Origin of the sequence: Helicobacter cetorum MIT 99-5656 (assembly GCF_000259275.1) — a bacterium.
In the GTDB taxonomy this organism is placed as follows: domain Bacteria; phylum Campylobacterota; class Campylobacteria; order Campylobacterales; family Helicobacteraceae; genus Helicobacter; species Helicobacter cetorum.
Genome location: NC_017735.1, coordinates 196,815 through 215,408 on the forward strand (window position 1 = coordinate 196,815; position 18,594 = coordinate 215,408).

An 18,594-nucleotide genomic window follows, 5' to 3' on the forward strand; every position below is an offset into this window, starting at 1 on the left:
ATAACCATTTATTAAAAAAGGTTTTTTTGCTTTAATATTCAAAAATGATTAAAAGGCGTTTGAATGTATAGCATTTTTTTAAAAAGAGAGAAGGACTTAGAAGAAGTTACAAAAGACAATAAAAAAGAGGCTGGCATGCTTGGCTCTTTTAGAGTGTTTGAAACCATACATGACTCTCAAAGCTCTTTAAACGAAGTTTTACAAGCTTATGAGAAAATAGACCCCTTGTTCGCTTGCTTTTCTTTAGAAAATAGCGGCACTCCCACTAGTGAAAGAAACAAAGACAAGCCCATATTAAGTGGCTCTTATAAATTAGAGTGGTGCGAAACAAGTTGCACCATGCCTAGTGAATATGAAAAATGTTTAAATGGTAGAAATAAGGGCATTTTGCTATCTAATCCAAACGATGCAAGTTTTAGAGATAGAAAGATACTTATTCATGTAGGTAACACGGCGCATGATACTTTAGGATGCATCCTGTTAGGCACACAGCATGACGACAAAATGATTTATAAAAGCAAAGAGGCTATAAAACGCTTTTTTGATTTTTTAAGCGATAAAGGTGTAGAAAATTTTACCCTTTACATTATAGACAAGTAAAGGTGGAGTTTATGCTTCAGTGTGTTAGCATATATAAAGCTGCTAAAATAGCAACTAATACTATAACAAACAATGTTAATAGGCGATTTTTGTCGGCGTTTTTTTGTTTGTTTGCTTCTTGTTTTAAAACTAAGTCTACAAACATTTCGGGGTTATTCTTTGCTAGGGTTTCCATGGCTTTGTCTCTCTTTTCATATTCTAGGCGTTCAATCGTAACTAATGAATTTTTATGCATTAATGGTGGTAATTGTAAAAGGTTCTTGTTGTCATGTGTTGTGCCTCAAATTTCTTTAAACTCAAAAGCATTTAATCAAAAAATGCTTAATATGTCAATAAAAGGATTTTAAATGGATAAAGAAACCATAATCAAACCACGATGCAAATATGCGTTTTTTATGAGTGTTGTTCTATTTACTATTATTAACATTTTAGAGTTATGTTTAAGCATTTATCATAGCTACAGGTTAGAGACTCTAGAGTATGCGTTCAAAGAGAATTTAAATGAGCTTGAAATATCACTATTGAAGAGTCAAGAGCATTTAGCAAGTATGAGGAAAGACACTCAAATGGCCGTAAAACATACTGAAGAATTAAAGCAACACTCAAAAGAATTACAAGCCATGAAAACTGAAATTAAAAAAGAGTTACAAACAAGAGAGAAGTAAAAAAAAAAAAAATGAAAGATGCAATTGTAACTGGGTTTGAAGTTTCAAAAATTGCCCCTTATATTTTACTCGGCGTTGTGGGCGTTTATGTGGGGGTTTTGTATATGCTTAGAAGTATAAGAATTGAAAAATTTAAATCTAAAAAAGAAAAATTTTTTTACATTATTCAAGCGGTAGGCTCTAGCATGCTCTCTACTTGGATTAGCTATGAAATTGTTACATATTTCTTTCATTTACCCACTTCACTAAGCGTTGCCATCGCTGGTGGTATAGGATATTTGGGCGCTGAGAGTATCTCAACTCTAGCTATTAAACTCTTAGAAAAAAGGCTTTAAAAAATGCTTAATCAATGTTTTAAAATATATAATGCTGCTAAAATAGCTATAATAAAAAATAAGATAATTTGTCTTATTAGTGAGCGGTTTTTATTCCTATCATTGAATTTTTTATCTTCTTGTTTTAAAACTAAGTCTACAAACATTTCAGGGTTATTTTTTGCTAGGGTTTCCATGGCTTTGTCTCTCTTTTCATATTCTAGGCGTTCAATCGTAACTAATGAATTTTTATGCATTAATGGTGGTAATTGTAAAAGGTTCTTGTTGTCATGTGTTGTGCCTCAAATTTCTTTAAACTCAAAAGCATTTAATCAAAAAATGCTTAATATGTCAATAAAAGGATTTTAAATGGCATTTAGGTTAGTAGAATTTGATGCGCCTTTGGGCGTTTTAAAATCTTTTGATAGTTTCAAAAACCTTTTAAATGAGAAAATACTAGAAACTAATACATGCTCTTTAAATGTGAGTTACAAAAATTTTTACACTTACAATGACTTTAAGTTCTATGTCTGCGATGGCGAAGGCACTCTAAATTTTAAAGACTACACAAAAAATCTTAATTTAATAGACTTAGAATTAATCACTTTAAAAGAGCATCTTTTTGAAAATAAAACTACAAAAAACCCCTATCAATTAAAACTCTTAAATGAGTTTTTACGCCTTTATGATTTAAACATATCAAAAGGCTGTTACTACTTAAACCCACCATACTTTAAACAATTAGAAAAGGAGCTTATATTATGCTAGAAGTTAGCGATATTATTTTAAAGGTTAGAAAGCGTTTAAACGATAGCGATACCGATTTCTTAATGTTTAATGATTCTGAGTTATTAGATGCTTAAATGCATCCTTAATTGATTTAATACTAGAATTTAGGCTTAATCCTGTCCTTAAAAAACAAGAATTAAAACAAGATTTTAAAAATTTAGAAATACCAAATCTCTTGGGCGTTTTAAAAGCAAAATTTAATAACATTGAATTAGACAAGAGAGTTAGCTATGAAAAAACGCATGGCGAAACTAGTTTGTTAATTTTAGGTAATTCTTTAAGCGTTACGCCCTTTAAAAGTGGCGTTTTAGAAGTCTTAACGATTAGCTATGCTCCTGTAACAAGCCTTGATACTTCACTAGACTTGCCGCCCATGTGTCTTAACATTTTAATGTATGGCATGCTTATTAATCTTTTAGAAGTTCCCACAAATGAAATGAATTTTCAAAAAATATCTAATTATAAGCAACTTCAAAATCAAGCTAAAAACAATTTAACAAATTATTTAAATTGTATGTATTCAAAAAGCATTACTTATTCAAAGGTGGTAAGAGTTTAGTTAATAATCTAAGTTCATGCTGCTTGGGTATTTTCGCCATGTAGTTTGGTCGCTTGTTTTTAGATTAGTCTCTGGCACTTTGCCTTGCTGAATGCTATCAATAGTTAAAGCTTGGTTAATTTGTTCGCTTTGTAATGTAGTTTTTGACAAATCACCTTGTGCATTGTATTTATTAGCTTTAGATTCTAGCTCTAAAATTTGGGCTTTTAGCTTTTCAATTTCTAGGGCTTGTAATTCTTGTTGTCTGCTGGCTTGTGCTTCTTGATTTTTAGCTACTAAGGCGTCGCTATTTTGTATAACCTCTAATACATCGGCGGTTATTGGGCTGTCCATGTCTTGTAAGATTAAAGGCACTAATTGCGGCACAATATCTGGTCTAATTTGTGCAAGGATTTTTAAGAGTTCATTCCAATTGCCCCACTTTTGGTCTTTAGATTCGGTTTTTAACTGCGTTTTGTAGATTAAGTCAAATTGTAAGGGTCGGATTTTATTTGTTTCATTTGTGTTAGCTTCAAAATACCGGTCGCCCACTTTCTTATCTACTATGCGGTAAATTTCTGGCTTAGTGAAATAATAGCAAATGAAATCAATCGCTAAATGGTAAATGAGTTTATCCATATCATCGCTTGCTTTTAAAAAGGTTTGTAGGCCCATTAGCCCACTCTCTTGTCTTTGTGCGATAGCCACACCGCTTTGGCGGTTAATTGCCATGCCCATGCTTTCATCATTCACGCCTGCTAATATCCTTAAAAGCTGGCGTTTCTGCTCTGCTTTTTGGCTTAAGGCGCTTAAATCGGCTTGATTATTCATAAATTCTATTTTTTTCTGGCTTAAGGCGTTTGGCCTGACTTTTACAATAGCATTGTCTAAGCTCATGGTCTCTACAAATTCATCTATATTAGCCACGGCATCCTCTTCAAACATCGCTTTGAAACTTCCCATCATGTTCCCCATGCGGTTTTCTGCGTAGTTAATATAGTCTTGTAGGGGTTTCATGTCTCTAAAAATTCCATAATAATTGTTATATTCATCAATGTATAGCTTAGAGACTACAAAGGGGCATAAACCATTCTTAAAAGGCTTAAATTCTATCTTATAGATACCGGCTTTATCATTCCACAGGTATCTATTCCACACCATTTCGCCCTCTATCTCTTCTTTAATCCATGTTTCTATAATAAGGGCGGTTTTTTCTTGGGCGCTAAAATAGGCGTTACTTGTAGAATACAAAATCGCGCTATCATTAAAAAAAGTTTTAGCCTCCTGTTCTGTAATATGCATTATTTTGTGAAACCGCCTTGAATCTAGGGCATTCTTATCGGTTGAAAAGTGAAACACCCCTCGCTAAAGCGAGGAGCTTCCTAACTAAAGCACCCTACTGAATGCTAATACGAAAGGCTTTGCTCTTTAAAGTCTGCAAGGCTATTTCCTAACCCAAGAAGACTTAACCCTTTGCTTAAAATATTACTTGCGGCGTTTATATCTCTATGCTCTATATATCCGCAATTTTGACACAGATATTCTCTATGATTTAATTTAAGCTCGTGGTTGATTTGCCCACAACTATGACAAGTTTTACTCGTATATTGTGGGGGAGCTTTCACTAACAATTTGCCATTATGCTGTTGTTTGTAGTCTAAAAAAGAGATGATTTGATAGAATGAAGTATTTAGTATAGACTTATTAAGCCCACTCTTTTGTTTAACATTTTTGAGTTTGGCTCTTTTGGTCATGTTCTTAATTTGTAAGTCTTCAACTACTATCAATTCAAATTGCTTTGAAAGTTCGCTTGTGATTTTATGGTATCTGTCTAGTTTTTGATAGCTTGATTTATCAAAGGCTTTGTTTAATTTTTTTTGAGTTTTGTAAAAATTACCTCCTAGTTTGATTTTATTTTGTTTAGATTTTAAAACCCTACGGCTTTGTTTTCTTTGTAGTCTTTTAAATTCTTTAGAGTATTTTTTAAAAGAATGTAGTTTAGAATAAGTAGGAATAAGTCGTTTTAGATTGATATTTTCATCTACTTTTAAACCTAGTTCTTTCATGTCTTTTTGGTATTGTTCTAGGTCGGTTAGTTTTTCATATTCTTTTAAATCAACGCTTAAAGCTATATCATAGATATTTAAGTCCACACCGACACAATTTCTAGGCTCTTTAATAGTGTTAAGCTCTTTTTCGTATTCTATGCTAAAACTAACAAAATATTTTTGATGAGAGCAAGAGACTACGATTTGTTTAATCTTAGCATTAAGGGGTAAGTCTCTATGCATACGCATTTTTAAGGGCATTTTCATTAAGTTAAACATCTTAAAGCGTTCGTTAAAGTCTTTGATAGAAAAGCCTTGATTATTCCAAGTAAAACTTTGTTTAGCAAATTTAGAGTTTTTAAATTTAGGAAAGCCCCTATTTTTGACTTTAAAGGCATCTCTTAAGGCTCTTTCTGCATTCATGCGTGATTGTTGAGCGACTACACTACTAAAACTTAAATTCCTAGCTTTTAAATGGTGCTTAATCGCACTATCTAATTCGCTTGATTTTTGCCATTTTCTTTGTTTAGTGGGTAAATCTTTGTTTTTTTCGTATTGCTCTTGTTGTAGATTTAAGCAAATGTTATAGGCTTGGTTATAGACAAAAAAAGAGTGTTGTAATTTGGTCTGTTGCTCTTTGGTAGGATACAAACGAAATTTAAAGCCCTTATTTACTTTCATAGAAAGATTTTAGCATAATTTAGTTAAACTTGGTCTATGAAACAAATTGATAATATTAGACATGGCAGACATTGTGTTTTTTTAATGCATGTGCATTTAGTATTTGTAACTAAATATAGGCGTAAAGCATTCAACAAAGAAGTTATAGACTTTTTAGGTTCTGTATTTGCTAAGGTATGCAAAGACTTTGAAAGCGAGTTAGTAGAATTTGATGGGGAAAGCGACCATGTGCATTTACTTATCAATTATCCACCAAAAGTTAGTGTTAGTAGGTTAGTTAATTCTTTAAAGGGTGTTAGTAGTCGTTTGGTTAGACAACAAAATTTTAAAAATGTTAAAGCTACTTTGTGGGGCAATCATTTATGGTCGCCTAGTTATTTTGCTGGAAGCTGTGGGGGTGCTCCTTTAGAAATCATTAAGCAATATATCCAAGAGCAAGAAACACCACATTAGATTTGCTAACCTTTTGTTTTTAGGTTAAATGACACTAAAAAATAGCCTAACGGCTATTGACGCTTACATCTCCGCCCTAAAGGACGGAGTTTTTCGCTTTGTTGGGATAAACATGCTTACCTAAGTGTAATAAAAAGAAGCCCTGTAAATGACCTAGAAATCAAAACACTTTTAAAAGCCAACTTAAGCAATGATATTTTCAATAAGCAAACCTTAATTAAAGGTGTCATTCAATCCTATTACTACGAAAGCTTAGAAAAATCTCATTGAAAATAAGTTTTACACAAAAAATGAAATAGCACAGTGATAAAACTTAAACACCCTTATATTACAAACCAATTGCTTCGTTTTTTAACCATGCGTTTTTTAACAAAACCATATCTTATTTTAAAGCTCTTTAATATTTTTATGAACCAAGCCCACAAGAATAGAACCACTATTTCAAACCATATTTTAAACAAGAGAAATGAAAATAAAACTAAAAAATTTCAGCTAGTTTTAATCGCTATTTTGCTAGGACCAAGCGACACATAGTTATTGTTACCATACACATACACCAACTTAGTGTATGTGTAAACGCAGGCACACTTACCAATGAAATGAACGCCAGCTATACTAATAATATCAGCTCTAATCAAGGGTTAAATCTTCACAATACTTCCTACTACTATATGTTTGAATAATGAGCTATCCTAGTAGTGTAGAGTATTTTTACAAGCGATGAATACTATCTTGGTGATAAAAAAATCATAAGACGAGTCAACAAAATGATAAAGTCGCAGTCGCTTACCAACTACAACCTTTACTAATAGCGGTGGTTCAAGCACTCAAACTGCTCAAACCAATTCAGTATTTAACACTCAATATGTGGAGTTTCTTAAAAAAACAAACCACAAATCTTAATACCGTTGCTAAAGATACTTATAAATGCCATTCAAACTTTAGGCGAAAAATAATACCAATAATACAGCAAGATTCACCAATCAAGAAGTGGCTTCTTTAGCTAATAGTGTCATTGATGTGAGCCGACAAGCTTTAAGTATTTTGAGTAGCAATTTCTAGTTTGACAACAGGAATTTCAAGAACAAGTAATGTTTCTAGTGTCTTGAATGGTTTAGATATTACAAACAATTCTTAAGCATAATATCGGCATGCGTTATTATGGCTTCTTTTCTTATAATGGAGCGAATGTGGGCTTTAAAAACATCTGCAGCACCATAGACTTATTCACTTATAGGGTGAGAGCGGATTTGCTCTATAACATTTTTGAGCGTTCTTATACCAACAAGTCCTTGAATCTAGGGCTTTTTAGCGGTATCAAACTAGCAAGAGAGCTCTTTAGCTCAACGCTTAAAAAGACCCTAATTTAGTGGCTAAAGTCCAAAACACGCATTTTCAATTTCTCTTTGATGTGGACATGCGTATGAGCTTTGGAATCTTGAAGAAAGATTTGAAAAAGCACAACTAACATCTCTATTGAGATTGGCATTCAAATCCCTACTATCTATAACACCTATTATAGTAATGGTGGCACCGAAGCGAAATACTACCGCCCCTACTCTGTGTATTGGGTTTATGGGTTTGCTTTCTAAGGGGCTTAAAGCTTTTTTAAATCAAAAACCAATCATTTTCACTTTAAAACCAACTCAATTAATGGAATCTAAAAGCGTTTGGCTTTCTTTTTCTAATTGTTTAAAGCCTTCTACAAGCTCATGCATGTTATCTTGTGTATAGCCGTCTAAACAACGAGCAATGAAAGTTTTTAAATAATTTAGAAGGGTTTCCACATGGTGATTTTTCAAAACTTCATTGATATGCTCCAAATCAGTTTCAACTTGCTCTTTGTTTAAACTGGAATGGATAGTCTCTCTATAAAGACGCACTTTAAACGCCATGAACTGACAAGTAGCTACAATTTTAGTTAATTGTGTGTTAGCTTGAGCAGCTAATTGTGAACCTTGCTGGCTTTGGGTATTAAAAGAATGGAGCGTTTGAGAGAATGCCTGAATCGTTTCTAAAGCACTTTGTAGAAGCTCACTAGATTCGTTAAAGGCTTTTAAGAGTAGGTTTGTTTGCTCATTGAAAATTCTAAAGGTTTTCTGTACACTCTCTACTGATTGCGAAGTTTTTTCGCTTAATTTTCTCACTTCATCAGCTACAACTGCAAAGCCCCTACCATGCTCACCCGCTCGTGCGGCTTCAATAGCGGCATTTAGGGCTAAGAGATTGGTTTGACTAGCGATTTCATCAATACTAGAGACTACTTTTGAAGCTTCTTGGAGCTCTTGATTTAAAGTGTTTAGAGTGTTGCTAGAGTGCTTGTTGGTCTCATCTAGAGTATTCATATATTTTTGCATAAGTGTAAAATCTTTTAAAGCTTGTTGGCTATTTTGAGCCACCTCAGCACATAACGCATCAGATTGAGTGAGCAAGCTACAGCTACTGCGAAGTCCAGCTAAAATATTTTGCAAGCCATTAGCACCCATACCAAGTTTTTCAAATTCATTATTTAACTCATGCATTACTAACGCCTGTCTAGCATTTAAAATTCCACTCACACCTTTTTTAATCGCTTCTATATTTTGACGAAAAGACTTACGAAATCCTGAAGTAAACACATGGCGGTATGCCACACCCTTTTGGGCTAAACTCGTGCAAGTAGACACTTCTCTTTGGAAAGCTTCTACCTGGTCTAGCAAGTCATTAATGCCTAAGGATAAGGTATAACACATGCTATTTTCACTAATACCTACAATGCGTGCTTCTAATTCCCCCTTAGAAGCAAGATTGACTACTTTCTCTATAGCTTTTAGTTCTTTTAAATGCGGTTTTTGATTGAAATTAAACATTTTAAAGAGCCTTTAAGAGTTTTGTAACGCATTCATTAATGCATCAAGAGTAGTGTTATTTTCTTTTAAAAGTCCTTCTAAAGTCTTTTGGGCAAGCGCCACCCCATTTGCTTGATGCTCGCATTCTAAAAGTCTTTGATAAATCTTAGAAATTTCACTCACACCTTTAGGATTAGGCTTACGCCTAACAGAATAATAACCCACAATATTACCTTGCATGTCTAGTGAAGGGGTAATATTTGCAAACACCCAGTAAAAATCCTTTTTATCCAAACTCACATTTTTTACAAAAACATTCGCTTCATTTTTAGCCTGAATGGTATCCCAAAGATATTTAAAGGCAATTTTTGGCATATCTGCATGACGGATAATATTGTGGGGTTTACCGAGTAAATCCTGCATGCTTTTAGCCCCTACAATTTTAACAAAGGACTCATTCGCATAAGTAATCACACCCCTAGTGGTTGTTTTAGAAACCAAAAACCCTTCTTCATCAACAAAGCGTTCCATATAATATTCCCTTCCTAAAAAGATGCAACATGTTAGCAATTCTTTATTAAAAAAACACTTAATTGATAATATATATATATATATATATATATATATTAAATGATAAAGATTAGATTTTTGATTATAGGGGCTATTCTAAGTCAAATTCTTTGGCTAAGAATTTTGCTGTATAGCTTTTAGTGAGTTTATAATTTTGTGCGACTTCTAGGGGCGTGCCACTTGCAATGACTTGTCCGCCTTTATCCCCCCCATCAGGTCCCATGTCTATAATATAATCAGCGTTTTTTATAATGTCTAAATTATGCTCAATCACTAGCATAGAATTTCCTAACGCCACTAAGGAGTGTAAAACTTGTAAGAGATTATTCACATCTTCAAAATGTAAGCCGGTGGTTGGCTCATCTAAAACATAGAGCGTTTTTCCGGTGTCTTTTCTACTCAATTCTTTAGCTAATTTAATCCTTTGGGCTTCGCCCCCACTTAGAGTGGTAGCGTTTTGTCCTAAAGTGATATAGCCTAAGCCCACATCTATAAGCGTTTTTAATTTCACAGCGATTTTAGGAAATTTAGCAAAAAACTCATAAGCTTCTTCTACGCTCATGCTTAATACATCAGCAATGGATTTTCCCTTAATTTTGATTTCTAAGGTTTGGGGGTTGTATTTAGTGCCTTTACAGCTATCACATTGCACTAACACATCAGGTAAAAAATGCATTTCTATTTTAATATCCCCATCGCCTTGGCATTTTTCACACCGCCCCCCCTTAACATTAAAGCTAAAGCGACTCGCACTATAGCCTAAAACCTTAGCTTCTTTTTGCTCGGCAAATAAAATCCTAATTTCGTCCATAATGCCTGTGTAAGTTGCAGGATTACTTCGTGGGGTTTTTCCTATAGGGGCTTGGTCTAGATAAATCACTTTATCCAAATGCTCCAAACCTAAGATTTCTACCCCATTTAAGCTCTTAGCTTTTTTAGCATGGTTTAAGAGAGTTTGAGCGGTAGGTAAAAGAGTTTGTAACATTAAAGAGCTTTTACCGCTCCCACTTACCCCTGTAATACACACTAATTGCTTTAAAGGAATAATGGTGCTTAGGTTTTTAATGTTATTAATATTCACATTTTTAATTTCTAAAAAATGTTTTTCTTTAGGCAGTTCAAATTTAGGGCGTTCAATCTTTTTAGTGCCATTGAGATACAAGGCAGTAGAATGCTTGTTTTGTAATAATTCTTTCACGCTCCCACTAAAGATGACTTCGCCCCCATGCCTTCCAGCCTTTGGTCCTATATCTACAATAAAATCCGCATGCTTAATGGTCTCTTTGTCATGCTCTACTACAATGAGTGTGTTGCCTTTTTTTTGTAAATTCCTAAGGGTATTAATAAGTTTGAGCGTATCTTTTTCATGCAGACCAATACTAGGCTCATCTAAAACATATAAAACCCCTGTCAAGCCACTCCCGATTTGACTAGCGATTCTTATTCTTTGGCTCTCCCCCCCACTAATGGTTCTTGCATCTCGCCCTAAAGTTAAATACCCTAGCCCCACATCATATAAGAAAAACACCCTTTCTAAAATTTCTTTTAAAATCGGTTCAGCGATTTGCTTTTCTTGCTTCTTAAGATAGTTAAAATGGTTAGGTTCTTTGAAAAAGTGATAGACTTCTTCAATGGGCTTAGTTAAAAAATCTGCCATTTTCAAACCAGCTACCTGAACGCTCAAACTTGATGCTTTTAAGCGATGTCCCTTACAAGTAGAACAAGTTTTCTCGCTCATATAATCGCTTAAATCCTTTTGCTCTTTAAACATATCATAGGCGATTTGGATAATGCCTTTCCAAGGGCGTTTTAAGGGGCTATTTTTAAAATTAAAGCTAATTTCAGTGCCATTCCCGTATAAAAGAGCGTCTTGTTGTTCTTTGTTTAGTTCGTTAAAAGAAAGCGTCATATCAATGCCATTACTCTCACAAAAGCCTTCAAACATTTGAGCGTAATAATTGCGGTTATACCCAAAAATCACCTTGATAGCCCCATTATTTAAAGGGGTGTTAGGCTCTAAAATCTTACCTACATCTAGGCTAAATTTCGTCCCTAAGCCTAAGCAACTCTCACACGCCCCCTTAGGCGAATTGAATGAAAAACTGAGTGGCTCTAATTCTTCAAAACTAATCTTGCATTTAAAGCATGCCTTATGCTCACTATAATGCTTTTTGATACTAGGAGCGTTTTCTTGTAAGATTTCTACTTCTAATTCGCCATAGCTTTCTTTAAGGGCTTTTTCTACAGCACTAGCGATTCGTGAATGATTTTCATTATTGACTACAACTCTATCCACTACAACCTTAATGGTGTGTTTTTTGGTTTTGTGTAGATTGATTTCTTCATCTAAACGCACCATCACCCCATCAATGAAGGCTCTTACATACCCCTTTAAGCGTAAGCTCTCTAATTTGTCATTAAAAGTGCCTTTTTTATCCTTAATAATAGGGGCTAGAATAATGATTTTAGAGTTTTCTTCTAAGTTGCAAATTTGAGAAATAATATCTGTCGCACTCATAGAGCTAATAGGCTCTAAACATGTAGGGCAAAATTGCTCTCCTATTCTTGCAAATAATAACCTTAAATAATCATAAATTTCAGTGATAGTGCCAACAGTTGAGCGAGGGTTTTTAGAAGTGGTTTTTTGCTCAATAGCAATGGCAGGGGTTAGCCCATCAATTTTATCCACATTAGGCTTGCCTACTTTGTCTAAAAATTGTCTCGCATAACTAGACAAACTCTCTAAATACCGCCTTTGTCCCTCAGCGTATAAGGTATCAAACGCTAGAGTGGATTTACCCGAGCCACTTAGTCCTGTAAAAACAACAAACTGATTTTTAGGGATTTCTAAAAAAATATTTTTAAGATTATTTTCCTTAGCCCCTTGAATAATGATTTTATCTTGCAAGAGTTTCCTTAAACAGAGTGGATTAAAAGGGGCTATTATACTTCAAAAAAGGTTTGGTTTTATTATAATTTGTCTTTATTAAGAGTTAAAATTGTTTGCTTGATTAAAGATAAAACATGCTATTATTTTGTGAGATAATTTTAAAGATAGGAAATGTAAAGGAATGGAATTAATGAAAAAGTTTGTAGCTGTAGGGCTTTTATCTTCAGTCTTAAGCTCGCCTTTGTTAGCAGAAGGCGATGGCGTTTATATTGGGGCGAATTACCAGCTTGGTCAAGCTCGTTTGAATAGCAATATTTATAATACTGGGAGTTGTAGCGGAAGCGTGGTGGGTTGTCCGCCTGGTTTGACTGCTAATAGAACAAACCCAGAAGGCACTAATATCAATTGGCATGCTAAATACGCTAACGGAGCGTTAAATGGCTTTGGACTGAGCTTAGGCTATAAGAAATTCTTTCAATTTAAATCTTTAGGTATGCAAAGCAAGTGGTTTGGCTTTAGAGTGCATGGGCTTTTTGATTATGGGCATGCCACTTTGGGTAAGCAAGTGTATGCACCTAATAAAATTCAATTAGACATGGCTTCTTGGGGTGTGGGGGCTGATTTGTTAGCGAATTTTATTGATAAGGATAACGCTTCTTTTGGTGTCTTTGGTGGGGTAGCCATTGGGGGTAATACTTGGAAAAGTTCGGCAGCGAATTATTGGAAAAGCCAAATCATTCAGGCAAAAGGTCCTAATGTCTGCCATCCGACGAATAATCCTAATTATTGTAACCCTAACGCCCCTTATAGCACCAACACTTCAACCGTGGATTTTCAAGTGTGGTTTAATTTTGGCGTAAGGACTAATATCTACAAGCATAATGGCGTGGAGTTTGGCGTGAGGGTGCCTATGCTGATTAACAAGTTTTTGAGTGCTGGGCCTTCTTACTCTAATCTTTACTACCATTTGAAACGAGATTTTTCACTTTATTTAGGCTATAACTACACCTTTTAACCCTTTAAAGGGTGTCTTTAAATGCTTTTTAGTGTTAATTTTATGAAGTAAGTATTGTTTTTTAATCTTTAAAAAAGGATTTTAGTTTGAATTTACACACCTTAAAAAGCAAGATTGTTATCGGTTTAATCGCAAGCTTTTCGGTTCTCCTAATTGCAGTTTGGTTTTTTCTAAAAAAAGATTATAGAAGTGTCGCCCATGAGCAAGGTTTACATGTAACTCAAATGCTAAACCAAAGTATTCTTAACACCATCGTTCAAGCCATTAACATTGGCACCAAAGAGGCTATTCATCAGGCAGTTGAAGACAGCAACAAAATTGAAGGCGTCAAGCTAAAATTCTTTCCGGGCGAAGGCGATATTAGGCTTTTTAAGTATAATGTAAAGTTTGGCGAAAATTACCCCAAAGAAGTTTTAGAGTATTTCAAAGATGTTACCAAACCTCAATATAATGTTGTTAATGAAGAAGAGGGCTATGTATGGCTTTTACAACCTTTAGCGAATGCTAAGTCTTGTATGGTTTGTCATGTCAACAATAAAGAAAACGAAATGCTAGGGGTTATGGAGCTTAAATTAAATTTAAACAATATTTATACCTCTATATCTCATCACCAGTATAGCACTATTATTACCATTATTGCTGTAGTGGTAGCATTGCTGTTTGTTTTACTCTTTATGGTTAAAAGAGACTTATTTAACCCCTTGAATAAGCTTATTGAGTTGAGTAATGGTTTTGTCAATACTGCTAAAGTAGATTTAAGCAAACGCTTAGGCATAAAAACTAGAGATGAAATCGGAATTGCTGCACAAAATATTGATGGCTTTTTGGATAAAATCCAAGAAGTGATTGTAGAGAGTGGAAAAATTTTTGAAAAGGATAAAATTCTTTATAGCGATTTAGGAAAAGTAAGCAACGAATTAGTCGGCATGGGTCAAACCCAAGTAGAACATATGAATAACATGAATGAAGCGATTGTTAATAGTAACGAGTTGCTTTCTCATGCACAAAATAATCTCAATGAAAGCACGGAAAATCTAAATAATTCCTTTAGTGTTTTACAAGAGTTTCAAACTGAATTAGAAGCTATTGTCAATACAAATACGAGCATGAATGAGAGACAAAATATGGTTAGAGAAAGCTTTAGTCATCTACAAACTCAAGCTAATGAGATTAAAAATATCGGTGCGATTATTAATGATATTGCGGACAGGACTAATCTCTTGGCCTTAAATGCCGCTATTGAAGCTGCACGAGCGGGTGAGCATGGTAGGGGATTTGCAGTCGTGGCTGATGAGGTGCGAAAACTCAGCGAGCAAATTAAAAAATCGCTAGGTGAAATCAATGTTTTAGTAGGCACACTCAATGAAAGCATAGGTTCTAATGGAGCGAGTGTAAACGAGATTGCCGAGGAGAGTAATCAGGCAAATGAAAAAGCAAAAGAAGTGGTTCAAAAAAGCCATGAGGTTATTCGTATTTTAGAAGAAAGTCGCAGTAAGATTGTAGGTGGTATTGAAGAAAACAATGAAGTTTCTAGCAAGATTAATGGCATTAAAGACTTGAGTGCATCTGTGTTAGATACATTCAATGTAGTTAAAGAAACTCGTGAGCGTTTGGATAACAATATCAAACAATTGCAAGATAATACCATTCTTTGGGGTAAGGAATTTGATAAATTCAGTTAAGTCTGTTGGGGGGATTTTTTGCAAACGATAGAGAATCTACACCAAAGCGTTTTATTACAAGAAGTTTTACAAGCCTTTAAGCCGTTAGAAAGTGGGGTGTTTATAGACTGCACTTTAGGATTAGGGGGGCATTCTAAATCTATTTTATCTCAAAACCCACACCTTAAACTTGTAGGCATTGATAAAGATAAATTTGCTAGAGAATTAGCCAAAGAGCGTTTGAAAGAATTTGAAAACCGCTATAGTATTATGAGTGGGGGGTTTTTGCAATGCTTTAAAAAAGCCCTAGAATTTTATGGTGAGCAAATTAAGGGTGTTTTGGTGGATTTGGGGGTGAGTTCCTTACAGCTTGATGATGAAAATAGGGGTTTTGGTTTCCATTCGCACACTTTGGATATGCGTATGGATTTAGAGAGTGAGCTGAATGCTAAAAAAGTTATCAACTCTTATTCTGTGGTGGCTTTAGAAAAAATCTTTAGAGATTATGGCGAAGTGAGAGACTATAAAAAAATCGCTCACCACATTGTAGAACGCCGAGCTAAAAAGCCTTTTGAAGATGCTAAGGATTTAAGCTCTTTTATTAGCTCTCTCTCTAAGAATAAGAAAATCCACCCAGCTACTTTGATTTTCCAAGCGATTCGTATAGAAGTGAATAATGAACTAGAAGAATTAAAAGGGTTTTTAGAAAGTGCGAAAAATCTTAAGGGAGCGATTTTGTGCGTTATATCGTTCCATTCCTTAGAAGATGTGTTGGTAAAAAACGCCTTCAAAAACTATGCGAAAAATTGCATCTGTGATGTTTCAAGTTTTAGATGCACTTGCTCTAACAATAACGCACTTGGTGAAATACTCACTAAAAAGCCCATTGTTCCAAGTGCAAAAGAAATTGCAGAAAATAGGCGTTCAAGAAGTGCCAAAATGAGAATTTTTAGGTTTAAGTCTTGAATCCTTTAGAAGAACCCTTAAAATCTCAAGAACACTTTGTGCGTATAGAAGATTACGAAAAGAAAGAATTATTTGCCGAAACTACAAATGAAAATTCACATGGACTCTCATTAATGGTTTTAATAGGAGTATTAGTTGTGGGGGGAATCTTTTTAGCTCTATTAGTGCCTAAAGTCTATTTAAGCAACAATATTTATTATACAAGCCGTAAAATTAATGCCTTAGAAGACCAAAAACGCTTGCTTTTAGAGGAACAACAAATTATAAAAAATAAATTAGAAAAAGAGCGTTTTAAATACTACATAGAAAATAGTGAGAATATTGGCGATATTGCATTTTAATTGATAGCAAACATCTCCTAAAAACAAAGGCTTGTCTTTAAAATTTTGTTTCAATTATGAAATATCAAGCCTTTTTAATCCCTTTTAAAACTCTAATTTCAAAAAAAAAAAACAATTTCTTTGTATTGTATAATGAGAACTCTACGGACTAACAAGGATAACAATGAAAAAATTATACACTTCGCTTTTATTGTTTGCTACCTTACAAGCCCACCAAAAAAGCGGCTTTTTCATAGAGGGGGGTTTTGAAACTGGGCTTTTACAAGGCACCAAACAGCAAGAGAATCAAGTTAAGAGAGAATATATTGATGCGGTTACACACAATACCTATGCCGACTATTTGCCTCTAAACACGATTTTAAAGGGGGCGACTAATTTATTTGGCGATGCTAACGCCATATCACAATTACAATTTTCAGCTTTACACCCTATTAAAGTGAGTATGAAAAATAATGAACTCACAATAGAAAATTTTCTGCCTTATAATTTGAATAATGTTAAGCTTTCGTTTAAAGACTCTCAAGGCAAACTCATTGATTTGGGCATGATAGAGACCATTCCTAAGCAAGCCAAAATCGTTTTACCTGAAAGATTATTTGATAATTTCAAGCAGATTAGCCCTAGTGCCACTTATTCTGATTTTGAAGTCTCTAGCACAAAGTTTTCTGATGAAAATACACAGAGATTGTTTAGGGCTTTAGATACCATGACGACAAATTTAATGGTGCAGTATATGAATTCGCCCCCACTTCACACTTGCTATTACCAACCCAGAAAAAATGATTGTTGGCAAGGCTTTACCCCAAAGACCGCTGAAGAATTTACAAACTTACTCCTAAACATGTTTGCAGTATTTGATTCAAAATCATGGCAAGAAAATATAAAAAACGCTCCCTTTGATTTTGTGAATAGTTGGAGTCCTGGAGATTGTTGGTTTGGGCATGAAAAATGCGTGGCTCCCCATAAAGATGGTTTGGTTAATCCTAAATTTAAAAATGATATAGTTTCCCCCAATAAAGTCATAAGCGATTTTACGAGCCACATGCTACTTAAAATCATCATCTTAAAAAACTCTAGTGTGCAAGGCTTAGGAAGTGGTAGTATTACTCAGGGTAGTTTAGGAGTAGAAGCTTATGCTATTAATCCTACCACACTTTTTGGTAACGATTTGAAAACGCTCAATCTTAACGGCATAACAACCATTTTACATGAATTTAGCCACACCAAACACTACAGCCATAACGGAAACATGACTTATCAGCGAGTCCCAAAACCTGATGGCAAAGGCGATTCTGATGGCATTCCTTATGATGTTTGCTCTCGTTTTAATGGCGAAGGTAAGCCTACATATCCAGGCAATTTTCCTGATTCAGTTTATCCTGACTGCCACCATGTCCCAGCCGGATTTTTAGGCATCACCACGGCTGTGTGGCAACAACTCATGGATAAAAACGCTCTGCCGATAGATTACGCTAATTTAAGCAGTCAAAAAAGCTATAACTTAAATGCGACCCTTGATACCACAAGTTTAGCAAACTCTATGCTTAGCACACTCAAGCAAAGTTTTTTAATTTCTAGTTCCACTGCCACCCAAAAATCTTATATTTTAGAAAATGCAACCACTTCAAAAAATTTTAACGCCCCTATACTAGGGGCTAATTTAAAAATAGGCTACCAACACTACTTCAATAACTTTATAGGGTTAGCTTATTATGGCATTGTGAAATACAACTATGCCAAAGCAACTAGCAAAAAAATAGAACAATTAAGCTATGGTGGGGGAATAGATTTATTACTAGATTTTATCACTACTTATACTAAAACTTCAAAAACTACTAAGATGAATAAAAGCTTTTCTTCATCTTTTGGAGTGTTTGGTGGGTTAAGGGGGTTATATAATGGCTATCACGCATTTAATCAAGTCAAAAGAAACGCTAATTTAGATGCAGTTACTGGATTGAATTATCGCTACAAGCATTCTAAGTATTCTGTGGGTATTAGTGTACCTTTAATAGAGAGAAAGGTTAGTATCGTTTCTAATGACAATACAACAACAAACACCATCCTTTTTAATGAAGGCTCCAGCCATTTTAAGGTATTTTTTAATTATGGGTGGGTGTTTTAACCCCATTAACCCTCTTTTAAAACCTTGAAATTAACAAAAAAAAAAAACGATTTTTTTGCTTGTTATAATAACTCTTAAAAACTAAAAATATTTAAAATAATGCACTTTTT

At 34.4% G+C, this 18,594-nt stretch carries 18 protein-coding genes and 2 pseudogenes; 13 read left to right on the forward strand and 7 right to left on the reverse strand.

Going from position 1 to position 18,594, the window contains the following annotated elements:
- Positions 1-63 precede the first annotated feature (63 nt).
- Positions 64-600, forward strand: coding sequence for a DUF5675 family protein (locus tag HCD_RS00985; protein WP_014658755.1), 537 nt, complete (start codon positions 64-66; stop codon positions 598-600).
- 16 nt (positions 601-616) lie between these two features.
- Here HCD_RS00985 and HCD_RS08860 read toward each other — a convergent pair whose 3' ends face one another.
- Positions 617-835, reverse strand: a complete 219-nt coding sequence (locus tag HCD_RS08860; protein WP_014658756.1) for a hypothetical protein — start codon at positions 833-835, stop codon at positions 617-619.
- A 112-nt stretch (positions 836-947) separates the two neighbouring features.
- On the opposite strand from HCD_RS08860, the gene HCD_RS00990 reads away from it, so the two are divergent.
- Together HCD_RS00990 and HCD_RS00995 are read left to right on the forward strand one after the other, a co-directional pair.
- Positions 948-1,265: a hypothetical protein gene (locus HCD_RS00990; RefSeq protein WP_014658757.1), complete on the forward strand. Its 318-nt coding sequence runs from the start codon at positions 948-950 to the stop codon at positions 1,263-1,265.
- A gap of 11 nt (positions 1,266-1,276) precedes the next feature.
- Positions 1,277-1,600: a phage holin family protein gene (locus HCD_RS00995; RefSeq protein ID WP_014658758.1), complete on the forward strand. Its 324-nt coding sequence runs from the start codon at positions 1,277-1,279 to the stop codon at positions 1,598-1,600.
- A gap of 11 nt (positions 1,601-1,611) precedes the next feature.
- Here the strand turns inward: HCD_RS00995 and HCD_RS08865 are convergent, their stop codons facing one another.
- Positions 1,612-1,836: a hypothetical protein gene (locus tag HCD_RS08865; protein WP_014658759.1), complete on the reverse strand. Its 225-nt coding sequence runs from the start codon at positions 1,834-1,836 to the stop codon at positions 1,612-1,614.
- Between the two features lie 112 nt (positions 1,837-1,948).
- Between HCD_RS08865 and HCD_RS01000 the strand changes: the two genes are divergently transcribed.
- Together HCD_RS01000 and HCD_RS01005 are read left to right on the forward strand one after the other, a co-directional pair.
- A complete protein-coding gene (locus tag HCD_RS01000) occupies positions 1,949-2,347 on the forward strand; it encodes a hypothetical protein (protein WP_014658760.1) in 399 nt (132 codons plus the stop codon).
- Positions 2,348-2,543: 196 nt separating this feature from the next.
- Positions 2,544-2,927, forward strand: a complete 384-nt coding sequence (locus tag HCD_RS01005; RefSeq protein ID WP_014658761.1) for a hypothetical protein — start codon at positions 2,544-2,546, stop codon at positions 2,925-2,927.
- On the opposite strand, the gene HCD_RS01010 is transcribed toward HCD_RS01005, so the two are convergent.
- Together HCD_RS01010 and HCD_RS01015 are read right to left on the reverse strand one after the other, a co-directional pair.
- Positions 2,928-4,265, reverse strand: a complete 1,338-nt coding sequence (locus HCD_RS01010; protein WP_411269448.1) for a portal protein — start codon at positions 4,263-4,265, stop codon at positions 2,928-2,930.
- 47 nt (positions 4,266-4,312) lie between these two features.
- Positions 4,313-5,635 (reverse strand): RNA-guided endonuclease InsQ/TnpB family protein, encoded by a 1,323-nt coding sequence (locus HCD_RS01015; RefSeq protein WP_014658798.1) that lies wholly within the window; start codon positions 5,633-5,635, stop codon positions 4,313-4,315.
- A gap of 36 nt (positions 5,636-5,671) precedes the next feature.
- On the opposite strand from HCD_RS01015, the gene tnpA reads away from it, so the two are divergent.
- The 3 genes and pseudogenes from tnpA (at position 5,672) to HCD_RS08875 (ending at position 7,680) form a co-directional block, all read left to right on the forward strand.
- Positions 5,672-6,088 carry an IS200/IS605 family transposase gene (gene tnpA / locus HCD_RS01020; protein WP_014658764.1) on the forward strand — a complete coding sequence of 139 codons (417 nt, stop codon included), beginning with the start codon at positions 5,672-5,674 and terminating at the stop codon, positions 6,086-6,088.
- A gap of 105 nt (positions 6,089-6,193) precedes the next feature.
- A pseudogene (locus HCD_RS09505) lies at positions 6,194-6,358 on the forward strand (cell filamentation protein Fic); the annotation flags it as partial.
- 875 nt (positions 6,359-7,233) lie between these two features.
- Positions 7,234-7,680, forward strand: a pseudogene (locus HCD_RS08875) (outer membrane beta-barrel protein).
- Positions 7,681-7,734: 54 nt separating this feature from the next.
- On the opposite strand, the gene HCD_RS09740 reads toward HCD_RS08875, so the two are convergent.
- The 3 genes from HCD_RS09740 to uvrA form a co-directional block, all read right to left on the reverse strand.
- Positions 7,735-8,937 carry a methyl-accepting chemotaxis protein gene (locus HCD_RS09740; protein WP_014658767.1) on the reverse strand — a complete coding sequence of 401 codons (1,203 nt, stop codon included), beginning with the start codon at positions 8,935-8,937 and terminating at the stop codon, positions 7,735-7,737.
- Between the two features lie 12 nt (positions 8,938-8,949).
- A complete protein-coding gene (locus tag HCD_RS01040; RefSeq protein WP_014658768.1) occupies positions 8,950-9,447 on the reverse strand; it encodes a PAS domain-containing protein in 498 nt (165 codons plus the stop codon).
- 130 nt (positions 9,448-9,577) lie between these two features.
- Positions 9,578-12,430 carry an excinuclease ABC subunit UvrA gene (gene uvrA / locus HCD_RS01045; RefSeq protein ID WP_411269450.1) on the reverse strand — a complete coding sequence of 951 codons (2,853 nt, stop codon included), beginning with the start codon at positions 12,428-12,430 and terminating at the stop codon, positions 9,578-9,580.
- A gap of 127 nt (positions 12,431-12,557) precedes the next feature.
- Between uvrA and HCD_RS01050 the strand changes: the two genes are divergently transcribed.
- The 5 genes from HCD_RS01050 to HCD_RS01070 all read left to right on the forward strand — a co-directional run bounded on the left by HCD_RS01050 (position 12,558) and on the right by HCD_RS01070 (position 18,484).
- Complete coding sequence (locus HCD_RS01050) at positions 12,558-13,391, forward strand: outer membrane protein (RefSeq protein WP_014658770.1); 834 nt, start codon at positions 12,558-12,560, stop codon at positions 13,389-13,391.
- Between the two features lie 86 nt (positions 13,392-13,477).
- A complete protein-coding gene (locus HCD_RS01055; RefSeq protein WP_014658771.1) occupies positions 13,478-15,073 on the forward strand; it encodes a methyl-accepting chemotaxis protein in 1,596 nt (531 codons plus the stop codon).
- 18 nt (positions 15,074-15,091) lie between these two features.
- The gene (rsmH, locus tag HCD_RS01060; protein WP_014658772.1) at positions 15,092-16,018 is read left to right on the forward strand and encodes a 16S rRNA (cytosine(1402)-N(4))-methyltransferase RsmH; all 927 of its coding nucleotides are present in this window, start codon (positions 15,092-15,094) and stop codon (positions 16,016-16,018) included.
- Positions 16,015-16,359, forward strand: coding sequence for a hypothetical protein (locus HCD_RS01065; protein ID WP_014658773.1), 345 nt, complete (start codon positions 16,015-16,017; stop codon positions 16,357-16,359). The genes rsmH and HCD_RS01065 overlap by 4 nt, the downstream gene beginning before the upstream one ends.
- A 163-nt stretch (positions 16,360-16,522) precedes the next feature.
- Positions 16,523-18,484: a porin family protein gene (locus tag HCD_RS01070; protein ID WP_014658774.1), complete on the forward strand. Its 1,962-nt coding sequence runs from the start codon at positions 16,523-16,525 to the stop codon at positions 18,482-18,484.
- Positions 18,485-18,594: the final 110 nt, after the last annotated feature.

Excerpts from the sequence above, each read along its gene's own strand:
- HCD_RS00985 (WP_014658755.1), top strand. The coding sequence starts at position 64 with ATGTATAGCATTTTTTTAAAAAGAGAGAAGGACTTAGAAGAAGTTACA.
- HCD_RS08860 (WP_014658756.1), bottom strand. The coding sequence starts at position 835 with ATGCATAAAAATTCATTAGTTACGATTGAACGCCTAGAATATGAAAAG.
- HCD_RS00990 (WP_014658757.1), top strand. The coding sequence starts at position 948 with ATGGATAAAGAAACCATAATCAAACCACGATGCAAATATGCGTTTTTT.
- HCD_RS00995 (WP_014658758.1), top strand. The coding sequence starts at position 1,277 with ATGAAAGATGCAATTGTAACTGGGTTTGAAGTTTCAAAAATTGCCCCT.
- HCD_RS08865 (WP_014658759.1), bottom strand. The coding sequence starts at position 1,836 with ATGCATAAAAATTCATTAGTTACGATTGAACGCCTAGAATATGAAAAG.
- HCD_RS01000 (WP_014658760.1), top strand. The coding sequence starts at position 1,949 with ATGGCATTTAGGTTAGTAGAATTTGATGCGCCTTTGGGCGTTTTAAAA.
- HCD_RS01015 (WP_014658798.1), bottom strand. The coding sequence starts at position 5,635 with ATGAAAGTAAATAAGGGCTTTAAATTTCGTTTGTATCCTACCAAAGAG.
- tnpA (WP_014658764.1), top strand. The coding sequence starts at position 5,672 with ATGAAACAAATTGATAATATTAGACATGGCAGACATTGTGTTTTTTTA.
- HCD_RS09740 (WP_014658767.1), bottom strand. The coding sequence starts at position 8,937 with ATGTTTAATTTCAATCAAAAACCGCATTTAAAAGAACTAAAAGCTATA.
- HCD_RS01040 (WP_014658768.1), bottom strand. The coding sequence starts at position 9,447 with ATGGAACGCTTTGTTGATGAAGAAGGGTTTTTGGTTTCTAAAACAACC.
- HCD_RS01050 (WP_014658770.1), top strand. The coding sequence starts at position 12,558 with ATGGAATTAATGAAAAAGTTTGTAGCTGTAGGGCTTTTATCTTCAGTC.
- HCD_RS01070 (WP_014658774.1), top strand. The coding sequence starts at position 16,523 with ATGAAAAAATTATACACTTCGCTTTTATTGTTTGCTACCTTACAAGCC.